Origin of the sequence: Mesorhizobium sp. M4A.F.Ca.ET.020.02.1.1 (genome assembly GCF_004022645.1) — a bacterium.
Taxonomy (GTDB): Bacteria; Pseudomonadota; Alphaproteobacteria; order Rhizobiales; family Rhizobiaceae; genus Mesorhizobium.
The window spans coordinates 1-21,699 of sequence record NZ_RZOI01000021.1; the positions used below are offsets into that span (position 1 = coordinate 1).

The 21,699-nt window shown below is 57.8% G+C and carries 15 protein-coding genes and 1 pseudogene; 6 read left to right on the forward strand and 10 right to left on the reverse strand.

The window, feature by feature from the left end:
* The 5 genes from EN742_RS03170 to EN742_RS03190 form a co-directional block, all read right to left on the reverse strand.
* Nucleotides 1-1,847, reverse strand: a 1,847-nt coding sequence (locus EN742_RS03170) for a hypothetical protein (RefSeq protein ID WP_210214421.1), incomplete at its 3' end; no start/stop codon positions are given.
* The gene (locus EN742_RS03175; RefSeq protein ID WP_128332415.1) at nucleotides 1,844-3,379 is read right to left on the reverse strand and encodes a hypothetical protein; all 1,536 of its coding nucleotides are present in this window, start codon (nucleotides 3,377-3,379) and stop codon (nucleotides 1,844-1,846) included. The genes EN742_RS03175 and EN742_RS03170, both read right to left, overlap by 4 nt.
* Nucleotides 3,372-5,150: a hypothetical protein gene (locus EN742_RS03180; protein ID WP_210214422.1), complete on the reverse strand. Its 1,779-nt coding sequence runs from the start codon at nucleotides 5,148-5,150 to the stop codon at nucleotides 3,372-3,374. Before EN742_RS03180 ends, EN742_RS03175 begins: the two co-directional genes overlap by 8 nt.
* 278 nt (nucleotides 5,151-5,428) lie before the next feature.
* On the reverse strand, nucleotides 5,429-6,220 hold the full coding sequence (locus tag EN742_RS03185; RefSeq protein ID WP_210214423.1) for a hypothetical protein: 792 nt from the start codon (nucleotides 6,218-6,220) through the stop codon (nucleotides 5,429-5,431).
* Nucleotides 6,221-6,246: 26 nt separating this feature from the next.
* Nucleotides 6,247-6,876, reverse strand: a complete 630-nt coding sequence (locus tag EN742_RS03190; protein WP_128332418.1) for a class I SAM-dependent methyltransferase — start codon at nucleotides 6,874-6,876, stop codon at nucleotides 6,247-6,249.
* A 501-nt stretch (nucleotides 6,877-7,377) separates the two neighbouring features.
* Between EN742_RS03190 and EN742_RS03200 the strand changes: the two genes are divergently transcribed.
* The 6 genes from EN742_RS03200 to EN742_RS03225 all read left to right on the forward strand — a co-directional run bounded on the left by EN742_RS03200 (nucleotide 7,378) and on the right by EN742_RS03225 (nucleotide 18,262).
* Nucleotides 7,378-8,523 (forward strand): cysteine desulfurase family protein, encoded by a 1,146-nt coding sequence (locus EN742_RS03200; protein WP_189375148.1) that lies wholly within the window; start codon nucleotides 7,378-7,380, stop codon nucleotides 8,521-8,523.
* Nucleotides 8,516-9,466 (forward strand): DUF4007 family protein, encoded by a 951-nt coding sequence (locus tag EN742_RS03205; protein WP_128332421.1) that lies wholly within the window; start codon nucleotides 8,516-8,518, stop codon nucleotides 9,464-9,466. Before EN742_RS03200 ends, EN742_RS03205 begins: the two co-directional genes overlap by 8 nt.
* Entirely contained in the window at nucleotides 9,459-12,920 is a 3,462-nt protein-coding gene (locus EN742_RS03210) for an ATP-binding protein (RefSeq protein WP_128332422.1), read from the forward strand. Before EN742_RS03205 ends, EN742_RS03210 begins: the two co-directional genes overlap by 8 nt.
* Nucleotides 12,917-13,768, forward strand: a complete 852-nt coding sequence (locus EN742_RS03215; RefSeq protein WP_128332423.1) for a phosphoadenosine phosphosulfate reductase family protein — start codon at nucleotides 12,917-12,919, stop codon at nucleotides 13,766-13,768. The genes EN742_RS03210 and EN742_RS03215 overlap by 4 nt, the downstream gene beginning before the upstream one ends.
* Before the next feature lie 159 nt (nucleotides 13,769-13,927).
* Nucleotides 13,928-16,279, forward strand: a complete 2,352-nt coding sequence (locus tag EN742_RS03220; protein WP_189375150.1) for a sensor histidine kinase — start codon at nucleotides 13,928-13,930, stop codon at nucleotides 16,277-16,279.
* A 9-nt stretch (nucleotides 16,280-16,288) separates the two neighbouring features.
* Complete coding sequence (locus EN742_RS03225) at nucleotides 16,289-18,262, forward strand: hypothetical protein (protein ID WP_128332425.1); 1,974 nt, start codon at nucleotides 16,289-16,291, stop codon at nucleotides 18,260-18,262.
* Nucleotides 18,263-18,733: 471 nt separating this feature from the next.
* Here EN742_RS03225 and EN742_RS03230 read toward each other — a convergent pair.
* From EN742_RS03230 to EN742_RS03255, 5 genes and pseudogenes are all read right to left on the reverse strand, one after another.
* A pseudogene (locus EN742_RS03230) lies at nucleotides 18,734-19,199 on the reverse strand (Tn3 family transposase); the annotation flags it as partial.
* A gap of 482 nt (nucleotides 19,200-19,681) precedes the next feature.
* Nucleotides 19,682-19,936: a hypothetical protein gene (locus EN742_RS03240; protein WP_128332427.1), complete on the reverse strand. Its 255-nt coding sequence runs from the start codon at nucleotides 19,934-19,936 to the stop codon at nucleotides 19,682-19,684.
* Between the two features lie 42 nt (nucleotides 19,937-19,978).
* Nucleotides 19,979-20,590: a GIY-YIG nuclease family protein gene (locus EN742_RS03245; protein ID WP_128332428.1), complete on the reverse strand. Its 612-nt coding sequence runs from the start codon at nucleotides 20,588-20,590 to the stop codon at nucleotides 19,979-19,981.
* A 253-nt stretch (nucleotides 20,591-20,843) separates the two neighbouring features.
* Nucleotides 20,844-21,545, reverse strand: coding sequence for an SMC-Scp complex subunit ScpB (locus EN742_RS03250; protein WP_128332429.1), 702 nt, complete (start codon nucleotides 21,543-21,545; stop codon nucleotides 20,844-20,846).
* Between the two features lie 2 nt (nucleotides 21,546-21,547).
* Nucleotides 21,548-21,699: DUF1403 family protein (locus EN742_RS03255; protein WP_128332430.1), on the reverse strand; the 152-nt coding region annotated here is incomplete at its 5' end.

The following is a 21,699-nucleotide window of genomic DNA, read 5'->3' on the forward strand; positions in this document are numbered from 1 at the left end:
CTGCCAGGACCGCTCGTCCGAAACCCCTGGACTGCATCGACATAGGCCTTGGAAAATGTTTCGAACGCATTGGCGATTTCTTCTGCAGCGCTAGCCGTGACAAGGCCGGCTAGAACATTTTCCCGCAAGCGTATGGGCCAGAACAACGCGAGGTCGCGTTCCTTGCGATAGGCGGGCAGAAGTGAACCACGATCACGATCATAGGCGGGGACGAGTGTCCGAACGTCCCGCAGGTCTATCGCCCCAGCTCGACGTCCAGCGACCGCGGGCTCACGCGATGTTCGCCCGATCGTCAGTGGATGAGCTTCCAACCTCGTCCAATCATCAACGAACTGGGAGGATATGACGTTTGGTTCGTAACGCCACACGAGCTGCGTGGACGAGGTCTGGACCGAGCCGGAGGCGGTTTCCGTCTCGAAATCGAGTTGGAATTTAAGTTGGAGTGCCGCTTTTGCCGTTGACCGGTTTGGCACACCCTTGGTCTTGGCCTGCTTCCACGATTCCACCAATTGTGGAAATTCGATAAGGGGACCGAGATCCAGCGCGACATTGGCGCCAAGCAAACGTTGGAGACCAGCATAACGCAGCGCGAAATACTCGCCAGCATCAACATTGAGGCCCTTGAGATCGCGTTTGGTTGCACGATCGCATCGGATGCGAAGCGTTCGTCTCGTGCCAGGCTGATTGAGGAACGTTTCCATAGCGGCGGCAATGCCAGCCAGGAAATCGGTCGTTTCTCGAGCCCGCCCGTAGATCAGCTTATCCCATGCCGATTTTAGCTTGCGGTCGGCCCGTAGCTCGTCGCGATGATCATCATAAAATTCGACGTCTTCGGGACTTGATTCTTTGGGGTTTCGAATTAGGAGGTGGCGCAGATATTCATCGTCGTCTGCGGAGAGTAGCCCCGGCTCGCCTTCGTCGTAAAATTTGCGAGTCTCGTTTCCAATATTGAATTTCTCGCGGGCAAGGCCTTCGAATAGCGGCTTGATCTGCTCCCATTCGCATTCCGCCAGCTCAGCAGCAGCTTCATTCCAACCGGGGTGGGTAACAATGAAACGCTCGATCGAGGCGTGATTGCTCTCGGGGATGGCTTCGCGCGTTTTTGCAAAAGCCGCGCGTAGATCATCCTCATTTAGAACGATCTGCGTCGGCGTCTCTTTGAGTAGCAGCCCTCGACGGCGTCGCATAAGGCCGTTGAACTCGCGCTGCCAAGCCGAGACATGGCGAAGGGCTTTGTCCTTGATGCTTCTGAACGCCGTTCGGTCGTTCGGCAAGTGTAAGGCGGGGAGTGCCGCTCCGAACGCCTCGATAAGAGGATGGCCGTCCACCTCCATGGCGTGCCGAATGCGCAGCACGTAACCGGCGAAGCGGTCGAGCGATGTGGAACGCAGCTGGGCCAATCCGCCCAGCGCTCGTTCGAAGATGACCCGCCCCTCCGCGTCAAGGCCCAAACCGTCGTCGACCGCATCGACCCAGGCAGCCAAGCGCTCAAGCAGCTCTGCCCCTCCAAGCCTGCTCATGTCTTGGAGCGACTGGTCCTCGCCGCCTTCCCCGACATTGGTGACGAGAAATGCTGCCTTGTCGCATTCCGCGTCACGAAACCACGTCGCCGGGCTTCTGGTTAATGCCTCGGGCGGTAGCCCCATGTCAGCGAATAGGCTCTCAGGTAACTTGACTGAGACCCGCCGATCAAGCGCAGGATTCGCCAAAACCGCGCCCGCCACCGCGGCGGTCTGAGGAATGCTGAGACCATCGATAAGGAAGCGCGCTACTCCAGAACTATCATCGCCCAACTCGTCACGCAAATAGGCGGCGGCAACGCATCCAATAAGCTCGTGACGGTTCATCGAACGATTCTCGCCAGTGGGTTTTCCACATACGCACAGGCGTCGGAGAGTCGACGCAGCATGCCGAGAGTTCGTAGCCGTCGTTCGAGCCGGCCGGAATTTGCTTGAAATGCCTTCTTATCGAATTCGTCCGGATCCAACGCGCGTTCCGCCTCTCGCTCGCCCAAAACGAGTCCGTATCTGTCATAGAGCAGGGCCAAGAATTCCATGAAGTCCATCCGCGTCGAAACATTAGCGAGGATCAACGCCTTCAGGATCGAGTCGGTTGGGGCGTAGCGAAGGCGGGTCGTTCCCCGCTTGGAGACGAGACCCGCGCCGATGCCGTATGAACGATGCACATTGGCCACATGGTTGCGGTGTCGATTGACAGCAGCGCGGCGAAACTCGGCGAGCAACATCTCGGGATCGTGCGGGCCATCATAGTCGTCATCGGATGCGGGCCATCGCACTCGTTCGACGAGAATGCGCCGGCAATCGGTAAAAGGCGCCTCGCCTTTGAGCGCCGCCACCCATTCGGGACTGCTACCGATCGCGGACACGTAGGCCTCTACCGAACGCTCCGGCAAAGTGTTGTTGCGCTGATAGCTGGCGACCGACAATTCGCGCACAAGCGTTTTTCGAGGAGCGACGACCTCACTTACGAACGTTGGGGCCTGGCGGCCACAGGCCGAAGATGCGACCACGAGCTGGTAGCGTAGGAGATGGAACGCCGCGAGGGTGGCTAAGTGCGGATATGCGTCGAACCGCGGCAACCCGAGTTCAAAAACTGCTAGCCAGTCTCGGCCCAGATCGTCGAAACATTGATGCCGGGCATAGGGAAGGTAACTGTTTCCGCGCGTTTGCCTGTCTTCCTCATACTTCGGTTCTATAAGGTCCAGCAGGCGATCGCATGGGTCCCCGTCAAACGCCTTTGCAAGATGTGGCCGAAGTGCCTCGGCAGCGGATGACCGACACAGCATTTGATAGACCAGTTCGCCGGGCAGCCCGAAGTTGATGTACTCACGTGAGGCATTGCCCTTGACGAGATTAAGATCCTCATAGAGCGCATGGCGACCGAAAGGGAAAACAAAGCGGGAGCTCCAGCGCTTGTTCGATCCTGACTCGATCGTCGAAGACCTAAGCATCGTAATCAGGCTGGCAAAGTCCCTGAACGAGCTAAATCGCTTCCGCAGGTAGCTGAAGTCGCGGGTGCGCACCCCCTGCGCCCGTTCGCTCATCGTGGCGATCCACTCGTCCCAGGCGGCCGTGTCGTTTCCACCTCTCGTGGCGCTGCGTCCCAGAGACTCGCCATTGTAGAGAATGTTTCGCGCATACATACGCCGGGCAGGCTTATATCGCAGAGGATATGGTACCCCCGCGTCGTCGAGCAGCCGCCCTTCTCGTTCGCATGCTTCGGCGACACCAAGGAACTCCAGGAAAATCAACCACGGACTGGTCGAATCCCATAGTCGGTGACCCCAGATCTGCTCGTCGACCCACATGTCGTTCCGAGGATGATCGCTGACGGGCGGCGGGCTTAGGGTCTCAAGCATGAGCGACTTCGATCACTTCATCAGCAGGTTCTCCTGCTGCGTTAAGCGTAAGCAGCTTGAATACCAGGTCACCACGCTCATCAGGAGGCCGTAAACTGCCGAGTGCTACCAAGATCGAACTCTTGAAGGCCAGGATATCCTCGTGGCATTCGCGCGAGAAACTTCCAGGTAGCGCACCCGACGCGACCCGCATCAAGAATTCGTAGCGAACAAGATTGAGCGACAGCCGGCAGCGTATCGTGTCGTCGAGGTGAACGATGAGCGAAGGCATGCGGCCCTCCAACGCGATCTCGACACGTTCCTGCCGCTTCGGCGCGACCGAGATCCGCTCCTCAAGCAACTGGCTCACGCCCGAACCGGAATAGGACAGGTTCGTCGCAAGGAGCAATTCTCGCTCCGTGGAAACGAGCATGCCAGTGAAAACACGGTTCAGCCCATTTACGAGCCGGGAGAGGATGCGTCTGTTCACCCTGACGCCTTGGGCAAGTGGCTGCACGACATCGACAAGATACTCTCCTGCCCGGGAGAAAACACTCAAGTCCCACAGGCGCAAATCCTCGGCCAACTCTTCCGGAATACGGAAGAACATCGCGCGCCGCTGTGCAACGAGAGAAGCAAGGAAAGGATGGCCACCGTCCAGATCGGACTCCGGACATTCGAGATAGCTTGCGCGAGTGGTCCGAAGTTCTGCCAGTTTGCGCGGTGGCGTTCCTTCCTCCACCAGCATCGTAAAATAGCCCCGCAAGACCTCGTCTTCGGCGCCGAACAGCAGGATATTGTCGATCCTGTTGGTCGTTTCGTGTCCAATGCCAAAGCGCGACAAGAATTCCATGATCTCAAGGCTCTCGCGGCGCGCCGGCGAGAGATTCTGCCCAAAGACGTTGTCGTGAATGTCCGACAGATGGAGCGTATTCGAAACTTGGAGTTCATCGATATCGGACGGCATCATAAGACGGTCTTTGACGCCGGGATGTCCAAGCAAAGCGTTGGCAAGGAGCAGGAGCACGCGACGTATCGGGGTGTGAAGTCCACTATGATCGAGAAGTTCGAAAAGCGCCCGCAGCCGACTCTGGAACAGAGGCTGGCGAAGTATCTCGTAGTTGCGCCTGATTGGGCAGTTGAGACTGAAGAACCCAATATCCGTCGCCTCATTGTAAGCGGCCTGCCAACCCTCATGACTCAATAGCGCGTCCAGACTTAGGTCGAGAAGCGTTGCGCATGGGATCGCACTCAGATTGAAAAAGGCGACCCCACCCGACGCAGGATCCGGCTCTTCCACCAACAGATTCTCCAGCAGCACATAGGCGCGAGCTGATTCGGCGGAAGCTGGTAGCTTGCGCCATGTCTCCATCAATTGACCGTCGTTCGCTGCCACGATGAAAACGCGGTCTGGATCCTCTTCAAACATCGCTTTGTTAACGGCAGCTAGAAGGCTGTGCTTCTCCGGATAGGTTCCGAACGGGCCGTCCTTGGACAGCTTAGTGAGATCGCGAATGATTCCTACGATCCGTACCCGGCCGGCTATCACAGCGCTCATTTCGTAGTAGACTTCGTCCGTGCTCCAGATCTGCTCGTCGCCACCTAGCGCGGCCCACGCGTGGCCGCAAAGGCGGCTCTTTCCGTCCCCGGCTGTCCCGGTGAGAATGATGCAGCGCGCCCGTTCGGTTCCAGGCCGTAGCAGTTCAAGAATCTGGGTCTCGACTGGGTGCTCGAACGCAATAGGCCGCACACCCAGCCGCTTCGCCGAACGCTGGATGTGCTCGTCATACATATTCTCGTTTCGAGGGGTCGGTCCGTACAATCGGAGGAACCGTACCCAACGCTCACCTAGTCCTGCCATGCGCCCCCCTGCGCTCCCTGCTTGGTTAGGCCAAGTTACTGGGCATGTCTCGAGAAGAATTTACTGACTAACATCTAATTGCACCAAAATTCCAAATCGTTGCGGTCTGGCAGCGGAACCTCGCTGAGAATTATGCTGCGTGAATTCGTTGGGTTTGTGTTGGGCGGAAACGGCGTCGGCATTCTCCGTACTGAATTGGCCGGTTTGGTTTAGAGCTGTAGCTTGTTTGGTATCATAAGAGGAGAGATGGCTTTGTGGTGTTTACCACTTTTCGCGAGAAGTAGCGCAATTCGGCCGGCCAGCCTTTTCATCTCAATATCCAAAACCCCATCCAGTTTTTCTGGATAGACATATTGCTTGAACCTTTCTGGATCATTTTCAAGTTCTCCCTTATAGGCTAGTTCGAGCATTGAAAAATGCGCTGAAACTTTCGCCAAATAGGGTGATATGGCCGGATCTACGAGACCCGCCTTATCGCGGACCAATGTTCTCAATATCAGGCCGTTCTCTACCATTCTCGCGACGATGGTCTTGTCTGCCGGCGACAGGCCCTTGAGCCAGTTTGGGTCAAGAAGGGCGAGAAGGGTCCGGAAGCTGTCACCTCCGTGACGGGTCTTAAATTCCATCGAAACAAGTTTGTTTTCTTCTGAAATTAAGCGGAAGCGCCCATAGAAGTCGTTTAGCTTGCTTTGGATTTGAGCGATCTCGATCTCGTTCGCCCGTTGGTTGTTGGCGGCCGATGCATTCCACTTGGCGATGAGTCCGCCGACTGCCGCGCCAAGCAGCGCTGCGAAACCTGAGATTGCTGGCTGAGCGTATGGTTCCCACCAGCTTTTTGGTGGGCTCGCCATTTCAAAAGGAGCAGCTTGTTCGACACGAACAACGATCGGAGGTTCACTCGTCAGGTTGACCTCTTCCTGTTTCGTGCCAGACTGAACAGCAGGCGGGCTATTGGCAGGCCGCGCACCGGCAGCGGAAAGCCACATCAATGGCAGCAACACGGCAGCTATTAATAACCGCATGGGCTCTAAGCTCGCTTCGCGATGGTGTTGAACCATCGATTGCCGGATGTCTGGGGATCGGCGGCAGTGCTGGCCCCGTCGACGATCAAAAACCCGGATGCCTCTAGCATTGCACTCCACTCAGCTGGCGAAAAATACGTGAAAAGCCGTCCATCCGCTTCACGCCTTTGGCCAGCGCCCTGCTTGATCGAACTAAAAAAATGCCCGCTGGGCGTTAACACACGCCTGATTTCTTCAAGTGCAGTTGGGACATCCTGCCGGTCGACATGGAGAAGTGAGGCCGCTGCCCATGCCGCCTCAAAGCTGGCCGCGGCGAACGGCATCACCCTCATATCGGCAATGACAACGGGGCATCCGGAAAATTCGGTCGCTATCGCCCCCAATTCGGCAGATGCGTCCAGACCAACTGCATTGAACCCCTGCTGGCGGAGAACTCTTAGGTCTCGCCCTCCTCCGCAGCCGATGTCGACAACACTGGCCTTCGATCTCAGAAAGGCCGAGAATCGGTCGATTGCCGCGGCCATCGAACGTTCGGAGGTCTCAGCTGCGTAGCTTGCAGCGTTGCGGCGGTAGAATTGCAAGGTTTGCGCATCAGTCACTTCGCGGCCCTGCCAAACAATGGTGAGCGTATCCAAGCGTCATCGATGGGCCAAACTTCATCATAAAACGGTTCAAAACGGCTTCAAATTGTGACCGGGTCTATCTCTATGGGAAATTTTCCATAAAGTCCGCCTTGACGATTCGAAATGTGGGGACAAATCGCGTGGCGGCTACGCATCCGCGTCGGATGAACCGAGAGGGCAACAGCGACACCATCAATTTGCGTAGCTCAAGCAAAGCGGCGCGCGACGAACTTCGTAGTGCTCTAACTGCCACCGTCGCCCGACGAGAGCTCAGTCAGACAGACGCCGCGAAGTTATGCCGTACAGACCAACCAACAATGTCGAAGGTGATGGCCGGCAGGGTCGATAGCATCAGCATCGACCAATTGGCACGTTGGCTTACAGCGCTGGGCTGTACGGTCGAAATTCACTTGTACGGACCCGTGGTTGATCAGGACGGCGCTCTGAGAGTGGTAATCCATGAATAGGCCCGAGCCACAATTGCACACCGCACAAGCTCCGAAGGTTCGATCTGTGATCTACCTTGACCATCACGCCACTACGCCGATCGACCCCCGCGTAGCGCAGCTGGTTATGCAGGTAATGTCAGAGGTGTATGGCAACGCCAACAGCGTCGAACATACCATTGGCAGCGCCGCCGCGTTGGTTGTCGAGCAGGCTCGTACCGCTGTTGCCCATCTGGTAGATGCCGAGCCCCCGCATGTCCATTTCACCTCGGGCTCGACCGAGGCAATTCATCTAGCGATTTCGCACGCAATCGGGGTGAACAGGAAAGCACCTCTCAGCGTCGCACTCAGCCGTGTAGAACATCGTGCGGTCATAGACACTCTGATCCACGCGGAGCGCCTGCAACTGGTGGAAATCACCTGGATCGACGTCGATGAAGCTGCCCAGATCGTCTTGCCAAGCCTGGAAAGTGCGCTTCATGCTGGTGTTGAATTGGTCTGTGTTATGGCCGCCAACAACGAGGTCGGTACGCTTTACCCAATACCCGCGATCTCCAAATTGGTGCATGACGCCGGAGCCACCATACTGGTCGACGCCACGCAGGGTGCGGGTCGCATGGGTCTCAGCTGTTTGGATAGCGAAATCGACTATCTGGCGTTGAGCGGACATAAGCTCAATGGACCGAAGGGCGTTGGAGCCCTGATTTCGCCGATTTACAATCCCAGCGAGGCTTATGGCTTGGCGACGTCACATAGGGCCACTCCGAACGTACCCGGGATAGCCGGACTGGGCGAGGCGTGCAGGCTAATGAGCTTGGAGGGAGAAGCCGAGAGCCACAGGCAGTCCCTGCTACGAGATCGACTGGAGACAGAACTTCTTCTGAGGCTCCCCGGCGTAATCGTCAATGGCGAGATAGGAAATCGCCTGCCCAACAATCTGAACTTTTCAGCCCTTGGTGCACCCAATGATGTCGTTATCGCCAGACTCAGGGATACTGTGGCGCTCTCCACCGGATCTGCTTGCAACTCGGGTGCCCAAAGCCCTTCGCATGTGTTGAATGCTATGGGCTTACCGGAGGAATTGCTGGATAGTTGCCTGCGCATTGGACTGGGACGACAGACCACAGAAGCTGACATTGATCAGGCCGTTGAGATGATCGCGACGGCAATCGCCGAGGTCCGCAACTTGCTGTCAGGAGCGCAGAATGACTGAATCTCAGGCAATATCGCAGCAGGTCCAGACTTTCCGCTTTTCTGGTCACGAGTCATTCGCCTGCCGTTACGCCTGGCTGCCAAAAGCGTATCGGGCGATATCGAAGAACCCTGCCATCTTCTTCGACGAAGAGCAGGCCATGGTCGAGCTAGGGGTCGGCAAAAACATGGTTCGGTCGCTTCGATTTTGGGTCGACGTGATGGGTGTGGCCTCTCCAACCGGCGACAAGCAGCATCAACTCACAGACTTTGGTCACGCCGTCTTTGCCGCTGATGGCCTCGATCCCTATCTTGAGGATGCCCGTACGCTGTGGCTGCTTCATTGGAACACTTCGTCCAAGACCAGTCCGGCACTCTTTGCTTGGCACTATCTAATAGGACAATGGCCTTATCCTGAATTCACTCGCACCGAGGCGCTCCAGGCATTTAAGCGGCAGTCGGCAAAGCTAGGCCATAAACATTCGGACGTGACGCTGTCCCAACATCTGGACGTGTTCATCCATACTTATCATGCGACCACGGGCGGCAAAATTTCGGTCGAGGATTCACTCGATGGCCCGTTGGTCCCACTCAATTTGCTGATGCCGACGGGCGAACGCCGTGTAGAGGGGGGGCGGTGGGAAACGGTCTTTTCGTTCCGCCGCGAAGCCAAACCTGAGATCACCCAAGGCCTTTTTGAATATTGCGTGCTCGATTTCTGGGAGCGATCGAGCCCGGACGAGAATACCCTTGGATTGCGGAGCGTGGCTTCGGCACCCGGCTCGCCTGGTCAGGTGTTCAAGCTGAATGAAGAGGACGTGCGCGGCCGCCTGGAGGACTTGTCTTCCAATGGCCGGTGCATCGCCTATCAGCCCTCAGCTATCCAGGGTTTGATCACACGTCGGGAAATCGGGACAAAGCCCACCAAGCTCGCCACCATTTATGGGAAAACGGCCGATGCGTAACTCCGGGCAAATGGTTTCTCATCTCCTGAATGTGCCGCCGCGGTTCCTGCGGTCCGCACAGCTGGAAAAGGACTTCACAGATCCCAAGGCGCTCGACAACTATGTGGTGACGCCGGCAATGGCCGCGGCATTGCTTCGTGTTGTCGATGGCCTGCGGCGCGAGTCTAACCGTCGCGCATGGCGTGTCACGGGCGACTACGGAGTAGGCAAGTCCTCCTTCGCGCTCGTGCTGGCTCATCTGCTGGCACAGGACGCATCCGAAGGGATCGCCCGCATTGCAGGTTCGATTGGTCTGGACGACGTCCAGCCAGATATCGCGCCTTTATGGCCAATCCTGGTCACAGGCAGCCGTGAAGGCTTAGTGGAGGCAATTGCACGCGGCGTACGTGAGAGCCTGGAGCAGCAACGGCCGGCCCGCTCTGCCGGCTGGGGAACGATCGATGGTGCAATTGAGGCCTGCCTTGCGACCGGCACTTCCCGGTCGCTGGAGACTCTGCTCGAGGCTGTAAGGGCAAAGGCGTCCAAGGCTGGCCGAGGCATGGTGCTCATCATTGATGAGCTCGGCAAAATCCTGGAATTTGCGGCCCATAACCATGACCGACAGGATGTCTTTGCTTTGCAGCGCCTCGCAGAAATGGCTGCCAGGAGCGGCGATCGACCATTCGTTTTGCTGGGCATTTTGCATCAGGGGTTCCAGGCCTACGCAGAGCGGTTGCCGGCCGCAGTTCGGCATGAATGGGACAAGGTGGCCGGACGGTTCGAAGAAATCGTATTCGACCAGCCGCTCGCTCACACAGCGGCGTTGATAGCGGGGGCGCTCGGGATTTCCGAGAGCCCACTGCCCACGACTGTCACCAGGGAAGCAAAGCGCGCCGCTAGTGCAACCGCCTCAATGGGCTGGCTTGGCGGGGAGACCAGCGGCATTGCCAGCATTGATGCGACCCGGTTGTATCCTCTGCACCCGACCCTGTTGCCAACCTTAGTGAGATTTTTCGCGCGGTTCGGACAGCACGAGCGATCGCTCTTTGGGTTCCTGCTCTCGTCCGAACCATTCGGACTACAGTCATTTGCCGAAAAGACCAGCGTGGGGGACGGCTGGTACGATCTCGCTGCCTTTTACGACTACGCTCGGGCATCGTTCGGACATCGATTGAGCGGGGCGAGCTATCAGAGTCACTGGTTGCGGATTGTCGCGACTATCGAGGTTGCCACGGATATCGGCGCGCTTGATGCCCGACTGATGAAGGCGGTTGGCCTGCTCAACCTACTGGATTCTGACGACCTGATAGCCAATGAAAGAACGCTTGGAGCTTGTTTCTCCGCAGAAGATCCCAACGAAATCGTGGCTTCGATTTCACGACTGAAGCAGCGCGGCCTGCTGTTCCAGCGCGGTGATCGCGGGAGCCTGCGATTGTGGCCTAATTCGAGCGTCAACCTTCATGCGACCCTTGAGAACGCTACACGCGCTGTTGTCGAGCACAGTGAGGTGAGCGCGCACATCGGACAGTACCTCGAGAAAATGCCGATACTGGCTCGACGTCACTACCTTGAGACCGGAACGATGCGGTACTTTGAGGTTCGGCACATTCGCGGCGAGGCTTTGGCTGAGGCCATCCGTAAGGAACCTGCCGGCGACGGTTATGTCCTTTTTGTTATGGTGGACACCGAGGCTGAGCGAGAGGCCGCATGGGAGGTGATCGAAGCGCAGGTTGAGATTATACCGAGCACCATCTTAATCGGGTTACTGCAGCCTCTCTCCGTGCTGTCGCATGAGCTTGCCGAAGTGCAACGGTGGCGTTGGATCGAGGACAACACGCCCGAGCTAGCCCATGATGGTTTCGCGGCTGCTGAGGTATCGCGCCAGCTCCACAACGCGAAACGGTCGTTGGCCGAACGTTTCAAGACGGTATCCGGGGTTTCGACCGCGAGCGGGAATTCGGTAAATTGGTGGTACGCGGGGAAGCCGCGGGATATGAAAGGCACCGTCTCCAACGCCTTGTCCGAGATTTGCGACTTGGTCTTCTCGTCGGCGCCGAAGGTGGCCAACGAACTTATCAATCGAGGGGCTCTTAGCAGTGCCGCCGCCTCCGCCAGAATGCGGCTAATCGAAGGGATTTTCACTTCGGTCGACAAGAACTTGCTGGGAATTGACCCAGACAGGGCTCCGCCGGAAAAATCGATGTATCTTTCGGTTCTGCAGGCCGGACGCTTGCACATTGAGAGAGACGGTCGAATGGCGCTTGAGATTCCTTCGCCCGCCGAAGACCCATTGAAGCTGCACCCTGCTCTTAGCAAGATCATCACGGCGATAAAGAGCGGCCGAGGGCATCGCGTCTCGGTCGTATCGATCCTGGATGAGCTGAGAGCCGCTCCCTTCGGGGTCCGAGACGGTTTGTCTCCTCTTCTGTTGGCCCTAATCCTCAAAATTCACGGCCACGAGCTGGCCGTTTATGAGGACGGCACGTTCCTAGCGAGGTTTGGCGCCAATGAGTTTCTCAGGCTGTCGAAAGCACCTGCCTCCTTCGACATTCAGTACTGCAGCGTCGAAGGCGTACGATCAGAGGTGTTTGCGCGCCTGGCCGAGGTCTTCGCTAAGGGCGTCCAAGTCCGGCGCCCGGTCCTGTTGGACGTGGTTCAGGAGCTATGCCAATTCGCGGCGAAGCTCCCTGACTTTACGAGGAAGTCGCGTACTCTGTCGTCCATGTCGATGGCGGTTCGAGATGCGCTTCTCAGCGCTCGAGAACCTGCTACGCTCCTCTTCAAGGATTTGCCAATCGCCTGTGAGTTGGCCCCCTTCGACCTTGACGGCGATGAGGTTTATTCCGACGCTGAGCGGTTTGTGATCAACCTAAGCTCTGCAGTGAACGACCTTCAGGGCGCGTATTCGCAGCTGCTCGAGCGTATTGTCCTGCGGGTTGCGGAAGCCGCCGGCACCCAGGACCTGGTGTTCGATCGTGCGGCCCTGGCCTCCCGTGCGTCACGCGTCAGTCTTGCAGCTCGCGAGCCTCGGCTTCGGGCCTTTGCATTGCGTCTTCGGGACCCAGGCCTGTCTGATGAAGCGTGGGCCGAAGCGCTTGCAAGTTTCGTGGTTGCCCGTCCTCCCAGCCGCTGGTTGCCTGGCGACGAGGCTCGTTTCGGCGAAGAAATCGGCGCGCTGGCGGAACTCTTCGCTAAGGTTGAAGCGGCAGCATTTAGCATGGGTGGAGATCGGCCCAATTCCGACGCCGTTCGGCTTAATCTCACGCTTCCAGACGGGACTGATTTGGTGAAAGTGGTTCAGGACGTCCGCCTGTCCGATAAGGATGAGGTCAGCCTTGATGCCTTGGCCGGCCATCTGCCCCGAGGGGATGCTAAACGCATTCAGTTTCTGGCCAACCTCCTTTTGCGAGAGCTCAAAAAGGGAAAGCAAGAGCCTGCTCAAATGGCCGAACGCTTAGACGGATCGCTGAAATGAGATCATACGAAGCTGACATTGCCATTGCGTTCAACGACGTAGCGCCACGCCACATCCTCAGCTTGAGCGGAGGAAAGGACAGCGCGGCCCTTGCGATTTACCTTCGGGACCGGGCCCCGAATATCGAGTACATTTTCCATGACACCGACAAGGAATTGCCGGAGACCTACGACTACATCGGCAGGCTTGAGGCGATCCTCGGGAAGCCCATTGTCAGAACCACGCCGGTCGATAGTTTTGACCATTGGTTGACCGTCTACCGGGGCATGCTTCCTTCGAACCACCGGCGTTGGTGCACGAAGATGCTGAAGCTAAAGCCCTTCGAGGCCTACGTTGGCGATGGTCCAGTAATCAACTACGTCGGCCTTCGTGCCGACGAAAATCGCACTGGCTACATCAGCACTAAACCAAACATTCTGGCGGTGTACCCATTCCAAGATGACGGCCTAGTACGGGCCGACATCATCCGGATCCTGGAGGATTCTGGCTTGGGTTTGCCACCCTACATGGATTGGGGCCGGTCTAGGTCTGGGTGCTACTTCTGTTTTTATCAGCAGAAGATCGAGTGGGTGCGTTTACTCGAGAAACATCCAGAGTACTTTGCGCTCGCCCAAGGGTACGAAGAGAAGGCCGTACAGGTCGGAGAGCAGTTTTACTGGTGCCAGAACGAACCGCTGGCCGAGCTGGCAAAGCCGGAGCGCGTTGCCAAGATCAAGGCCGACTGGGAAGTGTCCCAAGCCCGCAAGAAAGCCCGGCGGAAGAACCTTTCGCTGGTTGAAACGCTGGGAGGCCTTGACGTTGAAGACGACAGCCACCTTAGGGATGGATGTCTTGTCTGCTCGATTTAGGTGCAAAAAGTCGCGCAGAGGCGCTGAAAAACAAGCGCTAGCCTTTGCGTCGGCTTTACATGTGAACTCGTTCCTAACTTTGTGCAATTACGAAGACATGCGAACATCCGTGCATTGGGGGGCAGAACGCATGATGCAGTTCCAGAACATGTTGGCGACGTGAGCTTCACGTTCGAGGCGAGAACTCTGCTTGAACTCGGGAAAGAGCTTATAAGCTCCGACGAGGTAGCACTGTATGAACTGATCAAGAATGCAGTCGACGCAGGATCCACCCGCGTCGAGATACTTGTCACTGTTGAGATCACGCACACCGACTTCAAGGAAATCGTCGCTCGTGTGGAAGAGGAAGGGCACGATCTTCCCGAAGTGACAGACTATCTCCAGAGCTGCCTGATCGATGCTTCGAGCGTCGACGCCAACAGGCTGGTTGCAGCCCTGAGGGACGCAACTGATCGCCCGCAATACTTGGGTATCATTCGATCGTGGTATGCCACAGCCAACACGATAGAGGTTCGAGACTCCGGTCACGGAATGTCGTTGGACGATCTGGAGAATATCTTCCTGCGCGTCGGTACACGCTCGCGTCGCACCGAGAACCAGCAAGGTGCTCGAAATCTCGGCGATAAGGGAATTGGGCGGCTGTCCGCCATGCGGCTGGGTGACCGCCTGCAGGTCAAAACCACGAAAGCGGGGGAAACGCATTGGAACCTGCTCGATATTGACTGGACACTGTTCTCGCACGACAGCAAGCGGTCTATCGAAGAGATCAAAATCGAGCCTTTCGTGGGGGAGGAAAAGAGTTCGGCAGAAGAGTCCGGGACGCGGATACTTATCTCCGACCTGCAGAGCGACTGGACGCACGTTCGGTTCACCGACATCCTGCAGGGCAGAATAGCAAGGATGGTCGATCCGTTCGTGGCCGGCGCTGCCAACAGGTTATTGGTTGCGCGACACAACAGTCAAAGGGTGAGCATACCGTCAATCCCCCAAGCGCTTCTGGATTCGGCTCATGCGTACTGTCATATCAATTTCAACCTGATCGACGGCGAACCAGTTTTAACCGGTTTGGTAGACTACCGTTTCCGGCACCGAAGCGTGCGGATCGACGAGCGAGGCGCAGCTGTTCACTCTTTGGCGCAGCAAGCGGTGAAGCGACGCGCCAAGCGGGGACATGCCGCCTTCCGCCTTGTTCCCGTCCGACCCTCGGCATTCACCTCATTAGGCAAGTTCTCCGCCGACATCTATTGGTTCAATCGGCGGGTGGTCGAGGCTGTTGCGGGCCTCACCGAAAAGATGGCCGACACGCGGCGGGAGATTTCCCACTGGAGCGGCGGGCCGATGCTCTACCGCTATGGGTTCCGCATTCTGCCGTACGGCGATCCATCAAATGATTGGCTTGATCTCGATGAAAACGCGTTCGGCGTGTCCGGTTTTAAGCTCAACCGGCAACAGGTTGTCGGAAGAGTGCTTCTGGAGACTCCACACACTGCACTGAGTGAGCAGACGAACCGAGAGGGCCTGATCCAGTCGGACGCTGCTGATGCATTGAGAAAAATTCTGATGTGGGTCGTCCACACCGAATTGCGAGGGTTGATCAACGAAGCAGATGAGATCGAGTTTATCGAGCGGCGCGCCGCTGAGGAGGACACTAGGCTGGCAACTGATACCCGGAAACGGGTTGATGATGCATTGGAGCGTATCCGAAGTATAATGGGTCCGGCTGCAGCTGCAGATCTGGCGGACTTAACCAAGAGCGTGGCGCAACTGACCACTCAATCTGCATCTCTGGCAGAACGCATCGAAAAGGTCGTGTCCGAGGCGGAGGAAGAGAGGGAGAAGTTCGTCTACCTCGCGGGCATCGGCCTCATGACCGAATTCATTTTCCATGAGCTGGATCGAGCGGTCGGGCACACCATGGAATTACTCTCCGAAGGAAGTCTGCGGCAGTCAACCATCGATTCCCTACGGGAACAACTGAAGACCTTGCACAAGAGAATCTCGGCGTTTGACGAACTAACTGGCGAGAAGCGGCAGTCGAAGAGCAAATTCGACATAGCGGACCTCGTAGACGAGGTGCTTTCCAATCACGAGAGGGAATTCGCTCGCCACGGAATCGTCGTCTCCTTCGAACGCCCGGATCGACCGATGATCGTCAACGCTGTGCGCGGAATGCTTATTCAGATCCTCGAAAACCTTCTCGTCAACGCTGCCTACTGGCTCAAGCAGCAAAAGCGCTACGAATATCGGTTCGCTCCGAGAATCAGTGTTGTGTTGGATGGGGACGACAAGACCCTGACGGTCGAGGACAACGGGCCAGGTGTCACAGAGGATCGAAAAGAGCGGATTTTTCAGCCGTTCATCACGTCGAAGCCGACAGGGCAAGGGCGTGGCCTTGGCCTCTACATCTCGCGTGAACTCGCGGAGTATCACAAGTGGCGACTGCATATGGACGCTGAAGTCGGGCGTATTCGAAAGGGACGGTTGAACATGTTCGTCTTGGACATGGGCTAGGGGACAACGATGGGGCACGAGAAGCGAATTCTGGAGGCGTTTTCCCAGAACAAGATCGAACGCATATTGCTGATCGACGATGTCTATGACGTTCCTTCACTAACGGAGATCGACGGTTCGCTTCTAGATTTCATGAGCGACATCGAGGGTATTGATGCATGCAAAGCAGCAAATCTGAACGACGGTGACATCAGCGATGCCCTTGCCGCGGTGGAGAATAACAACCTCGAGTCTGACGCGTTGCTTAACGCAAGAAAGGCACTCTACGCCGAGTTCGTGGCCACTCGAGAGGATCGATTCGATCCGGGTGGTCACTTCAAGACCGTGAAAGGCTTGACGCTCGCCATCCTCGACCCGCTCATCGCATTGCTGCAGAAATGCGGCCAGAAGGTAGAGGTTCGACTATCGGGATTGTTGGATGGCGAGTTGCAGTTCAAGGAGTTCGGGCCGCAGATTGTATTCCTCGACTACTACCTAAGTCCGGAGGCCACGGGCGAAGGGCTCACCGCCGCTGTCAAGACGAAGGCGCGTCTCGCCTCGGTGCAACTTTTGGACAGGCTGTTGAAGACGAAGCCAGCGGACGATCCAGCGATCGTGCTGATGTCTTCGGAACCGGTCAAAGACAAGGCGCAGGCGTTCCGGCAAGACGTTGAGGACTTGGGAGAAAACGTTCTCGCACTGCGTTTTCGTTTCTTGCAGAAGGGTTGGGTCAGCACCAATGGCGCGGATCTGAAGATAGAGAACGAGGCCGCTGATACTCTGCTCGATACTAGCCAGGGCTACGTTTTCGGCCAGGTCCTCCACCGCGCTCTGAAGGAATGGCGATCAGGGGCCGAGAGCGCGTTAAAGGAAGTCCTGAAACAGATCGGCAGTTTGGAGCCGAAGGACTTGGCTTATCTCTTCCGTTTTCGCCTTGCTAGTGAAGGCGAGAAGATGGGCTCTTATCTCGAGTGGTTGTTCGGTGAAAACCTTCGCGCCTTGGTAGCAGAGAAGGTCGATTGGTCCAGCGAAGCGTTCACCAAAATAGACGACAAGGAACTCAGCAAGGGAATTGAAGGCGCATTCGACGGGCCTTCAGTGCCAATTGCACGATTTTTCCACCGTGTCCGGGTTGATGAGCTGGTCGGCGATCACACCAATCGACGGCGTTTGGGGGACATCTTCGTTCAGCCCACCAAGAAGCGAGTCATGGTGGTGATCACGCCAGACTGCGACCTCATACCCCGAGGATCGGGGCCGAAAGTAACTCGGTTGCTGGCCATGGAAGGGCAATTGCGCTCGTTCGATGAGGACAGCGCATCGGCCGATCAATTCATCATCTACAAGAAAAAGCCGTACAGTCTGAAGTGGGATCCCAAATCCCTCCATACATTCCCCGTCTCGGGCCCCGGCTCCTTGGGCGAGGTAAAAGGAATGGATTTTTTGGGCACACTCCGCCCGTTGTACGCTCAAGAGGTCCAACACCTCGCCCTCACCGACTTAGGTCGCATCGGACTCAGCGTCGCCCCAACTATGGGAGTGGACGCATCAGTGACGGTCCATCTTCGCGTGAAAAGCGGAAAAGGAACGACCTTCGAAGTGTTGGATATCCCCGGAACATCGACCGCAACGGTGTTGCCCGAACGTAGCGGCGCTGCTTCGGGCCACCGCATCCTATTGCGCCGGTCCTATGTCCACGCCCTGGTCGACAAGCTCCGCGGCATCGATATCGCCACGCTTGACGCCGAGGATGCGCCGAAGCTGACAGAGTTCTTGCAAGAAAAGAACGAGGACAGGTTGATCGGCGGTTTTCTAGTCAAAGGCTCCGCCGTTAAGGAAAAGGGCCCACTGTCCACGAGCATTCAGATCGCGGCCAAACCCGATACGGGCAAAGGAAGCGCATGGCTGCAGTTCACGCTCAAGCTGTCGGATGAAGCTATGGAGGACCTGCTGAGTCTAGATCCTACGCTCATCGCTGGAGACGAGGCACGAGCGACCCGGTGAGTTTCAATCTGGGATCGTACCTACGCGATGTTCTTTGACCGGCTGGATTATGATCTGGCGTCGGAGGAGCCAGCCGGATCTTGAACACGGGGCAGACCAGGAGCTCCTGGGGCGCGCGATCCAAAGGGCGATCTTAACATTGACGAATGCGAGCATGCACAACGGCCAACCGCTGTGGCGCCGACACCGAGCAGTTAATCCTCGATCTCGACGTCGTCGTTCAACTGGCGGGAGAAAGCTGGGCACAGTGTCGCTCGCAAGCAACTTGGGGTCCGCGCCAGATGTCCCGTCTCCGAGACCACCGCGAAGACTTTGGCAAGGTCGGCTTTGTCTATTCTTGCTGATTGCAAGATCGCGAGCGATCGAACGATAGCTGCGGTTGTAGCGCAAAAAGGATGATTTCGCAGCCGGCGGCCTTCTGGCGCTCGCTTGAAAATCAAGGTGCTGAACCTGTGGTGCTGGCGCGGGCGTACCCTTGGAGGCGGTGGCCATGCCCATCTGCCCGATTGGTAGCGTCCGGGAGAACGCCGGCAAGCATCGCCGGAACGCTACGCGGGGGGTCGCTCATGCGGACGTGCGCAAACTGATCTGCGAAGCCGGTCGAGCTATGCGCGTCGGTAAGAAGGTCGGGCACTTCGACCAGCGGGTACATGCTGTTCAGCTCCCAATTCAGCTCCTCGGCCTCCGCGGGCACTTCGTTCGATAACGGCGTGACGGCGAGCTTTCCGGCGACCAGCCGCACACCCTGCAGTTTGCCGTTGCGGGCACGGTAGGCCAGCCGCTTGAGATTGAAGTCGAGGGTCTGCCGGATTTCGGCGAGATAAGCCCCGCGATCGCGTCGTACGCCAAGGCCGAGATTGTCGGCGTCCTTGATATGGGCGAATGCCGGCTGTGGCATCAGGTGCTCATCGATCGGCCGATACGCGCGACTGGCATCGGCCGCCTTGGCGCTGATGTTCGCGACGGCGTCGTCGCTCTTGCGTTTTTCTCGAGGCCATTCGAAATCTCCCGAACTGAGATCACGCTGATCTCGAGTTCGGTATCGTCGGATCGTATCGAGCCAAGCGGCCACGTTCTCGTGGGCACGGGTCTACCGATTTCTTTCGAGACATTTTGTATCGAGCAGATATTTCAAGCACAGTAACATCGAGCGCGCCAAAATCGGGTGCGAGCATGGCGGAGTTGCCGTTTGCTTCGGATACGGCCAGCCGGCCTTCGGATGCGCCTCCGCATAGACTCGCGCCGCATGGGCTTTGGAAAAGCGCCTTCTATCACCGACAGCGCCATCTCCTCTCGACGCAGCGGCCCGAGACGGCATTCTTGTGCATGTTTCATTCGGACCCTCCGGTGAGTACTGAAGTCTGGTAACTCCAGTCTCCTCGGTCCGGTCCGAATGGACAACCTCCCGAAAACTCAAATCTAGCAATTCTCGCTAGCCAATTCTCCCCAGGCCGCGTCCCACAAGTCCTCGCTCTCAACCGCAACCACAGCCGTCTGTTTTCGATATTCGGCGAGCACCTCCGCTGCCGGCCGTCGCCGGTCCGTCACCGCGTCCGCGTAACCCGTGTGTTCATGACCGTCAGGTTCGAACCATTCCATGCGTTCGACGCTCGCCATCGGATCGCCCTTCGTCCCGCGCGAGATCCTGATGATAGCCGACCCGCCGAAATCCATAATGTCCGCATCCATAGCGACGCGTCGCCACCGGCTAACCATCTAACTCTCCACACCCATCTTGTTCCACGGTGGCTGGATCATCTTTATTAGCCCGGCTTCTAACCCAGCGGCCGTGATCACCGGCAAGCCGTTCCACTCGAGCGCAGGAGGCATCGCGATGTAGATCTCGACGACTGTACCTGCTGTTACGCATTCCTTGATAATCTGGTTTACGCGTGCGCTGGTTTTTTGCCCGGCCTGCCCGAGCCGGTAGTTTGACATACGGCTGCGGATGCCAGCCCGACTTACCCCGATGTACTTGATGAGACCGTCCACGACGAACACGTAGACACCGGCGTCACGCGGTGCGGAGGTGTCGAGCCCGATGCCGCCTGCGCCGTCGGCCACCCACGTACCCAGGCGCTCGAATCCGGCGGCCGTGAGCACGTCGATCGCGACATCGGCGCGAACCTTTGGGATAGGCTTTGACTTGGGAACAACGACGAGGCCGCGCCGGAGGCCGCCTTCGATGCCGGCATCGACGGCCACCTTGCGGACGTGTTGGTACCGGATGTTGAGGAAGTCCGCGACCTCCGTCCGCATGTAGCCTTCGTGCAACAGCGCGCGGATCTTCTCGCTCTTGGTCTCCAGCCCTCCGATGACGACAGTCATTTCACGCTTCATTGGCGAAGAAGCTGCGAGATCAGCTTGTCGATGTCAACTGCCTCCACGGACGGCGTTGGCGGCAGCTTGTATCCAGGGCATGCCCAGTTCCTCAAGCCTTTGGCTTTGCGCGCACCCGCGCATTCGTCCTCCCTGCGAGCCATTGGCCGGCGGCTCTACCCGCAGTTAGCCGTGTGTAGCAGCGCCCGATACGACGCGACGCGTTCGTGCACAGCGTGAGATCGCTTCCGTGACGTGTCGGTCACGCTGAAAGAGCCTCGTCATCGCCTTCTCCATCCTCGTCGGTCGTCGCGCCGATCAGCATCGCATCCGCTGTAGGGCTGTGTCGGTTCAACAAGCCAGCATCTTCGAGGGCCTCCAGCTCAGGCAGGTCGCGCAGCGTCTCGAGCCCGAACTGCAACAGGAACTCTTTGGTCGTGACATAGGTATAGGGAGCGCCCGGTGTCGGACTGCGCGGACCGGAGGTTATCATGCCGGAACCGCGGAGATGGCCGATCAGATCGCGCGACACCTCCTTGCCGAAAAAGCTCGACAACTCGCCGCGCGTGATCGGCTGGAAATAGGCGATGCACATGAGGACAAGCGCCTCCGACTGCGACAGTTCTTTTGTCCCCTGCCCCGCGGCCGTACCGAAGGCGGCGTGGATGATGTCGCCAAAGGCTTTTTTGGTTCGGTGCTGCCAGCCGCCGGCGACCGACACCAGTTCGTAGGGGCGGCCGGCGAGCTCGGCACGAATGTCGTCGATGATCAGCTCGAGATTGCAGTTTTTTCCCACCACTCGCGCCAGCACCTCGCGCGGCACGGGCTCGCTGGCCGCAAAGATCACCGCTTCGACGCGGCCCATCCACTCGCGCCAGCGCAGTTCCGGCGGCAAATGCTCGAGCTCGGTGTCGAGCAAGGCTGGCTGCTCGTTCGGCTTGCGGCGGGCGGAGGCTTGGCTCATCGCTACAGCCCAAACAGTCGGAAGCTGGTGCGGCCCGACAGCTCGCGCACGGCCTCGAGTTGTTGCAGCCGCTCGAACAGGCGCCGCGCCGCAAAGCGCGACAGGTTTTTGGTCGTCAGCGATCCGGCGACGGCATCTTCATTGAGCAGCAAGA

What these genes read in the sequence shown, in the direction of transcription:
- EN742_RS03175 (WP_128332415.1), bottom strand. Translation starts at nt 3,379, where the DNA reads ATGCTTGAGACCCTAAGCCCGCCGCCCGTCAGCGATCATCCTCGGAAC.
- EN742_RS03180 (WP_210214422.1), bottom strand. Translation starts at nt 5,150, where the DNA reads ATGTATGACGAGCACATCCAGCGTTCGGCGAAGCGGCTGGGTGTGCGG.
- EN742_RS03205 (WP_128332421.1), top strand. Translation starts at nt 8,516, where the DNA reads ATGACTGAATCTCAGGCAATATCGCAGCAGGTCCAGACTTTCCGCTTT.
- EN742_RS03210 (WP_128332422.1), top strand. Translation starts at nt 9,459, where the DNA reads ATGCGTAACTCCGGGCAAATGGTTTCTCATCTCCTGAATGTGCCGCCG.
- EN742_RS03215 (WP_128332423.1), top strand. Translation starts at nt 12,917, where the DNA reads ATGAGATCATACGAAGCTGACATTGCCATTGCGTTCAACGACGTAGCG.
- EN742_RS03225 (WP_128332425.1), top strand. Translation starts at nt 16,289, where the DNA reads ATGGGGCACGAGAAGCGAATTCTGGAGGCGTTTTCCCAGAACAAGATC.
- EN742_RS03240 (WP_128332427.1), bottom strand. Translation starts at nt 19,936, where the DNA reads ATGGATTTCGGCGGGTCGGCTATCATCAGGATCTCGCGCGGGACGAAG.
- EN742_RS03245 (WP_128332428.1), bottom strand. Translation starts at nt 20,590, where the DNA reads ATGACTGTCGTCATCGGAGGGCTGGAGACCAAGAGCGAGAAGATCCGC.
- EN742_RS03250 (WP_128332429.1), bottom strand. Translation starts at nt 21,545, where the DNA reads ATGAGCCAAGCCTCCGCCCGCCGCAAGCCGAACGAGCAGCCAGCCTTG.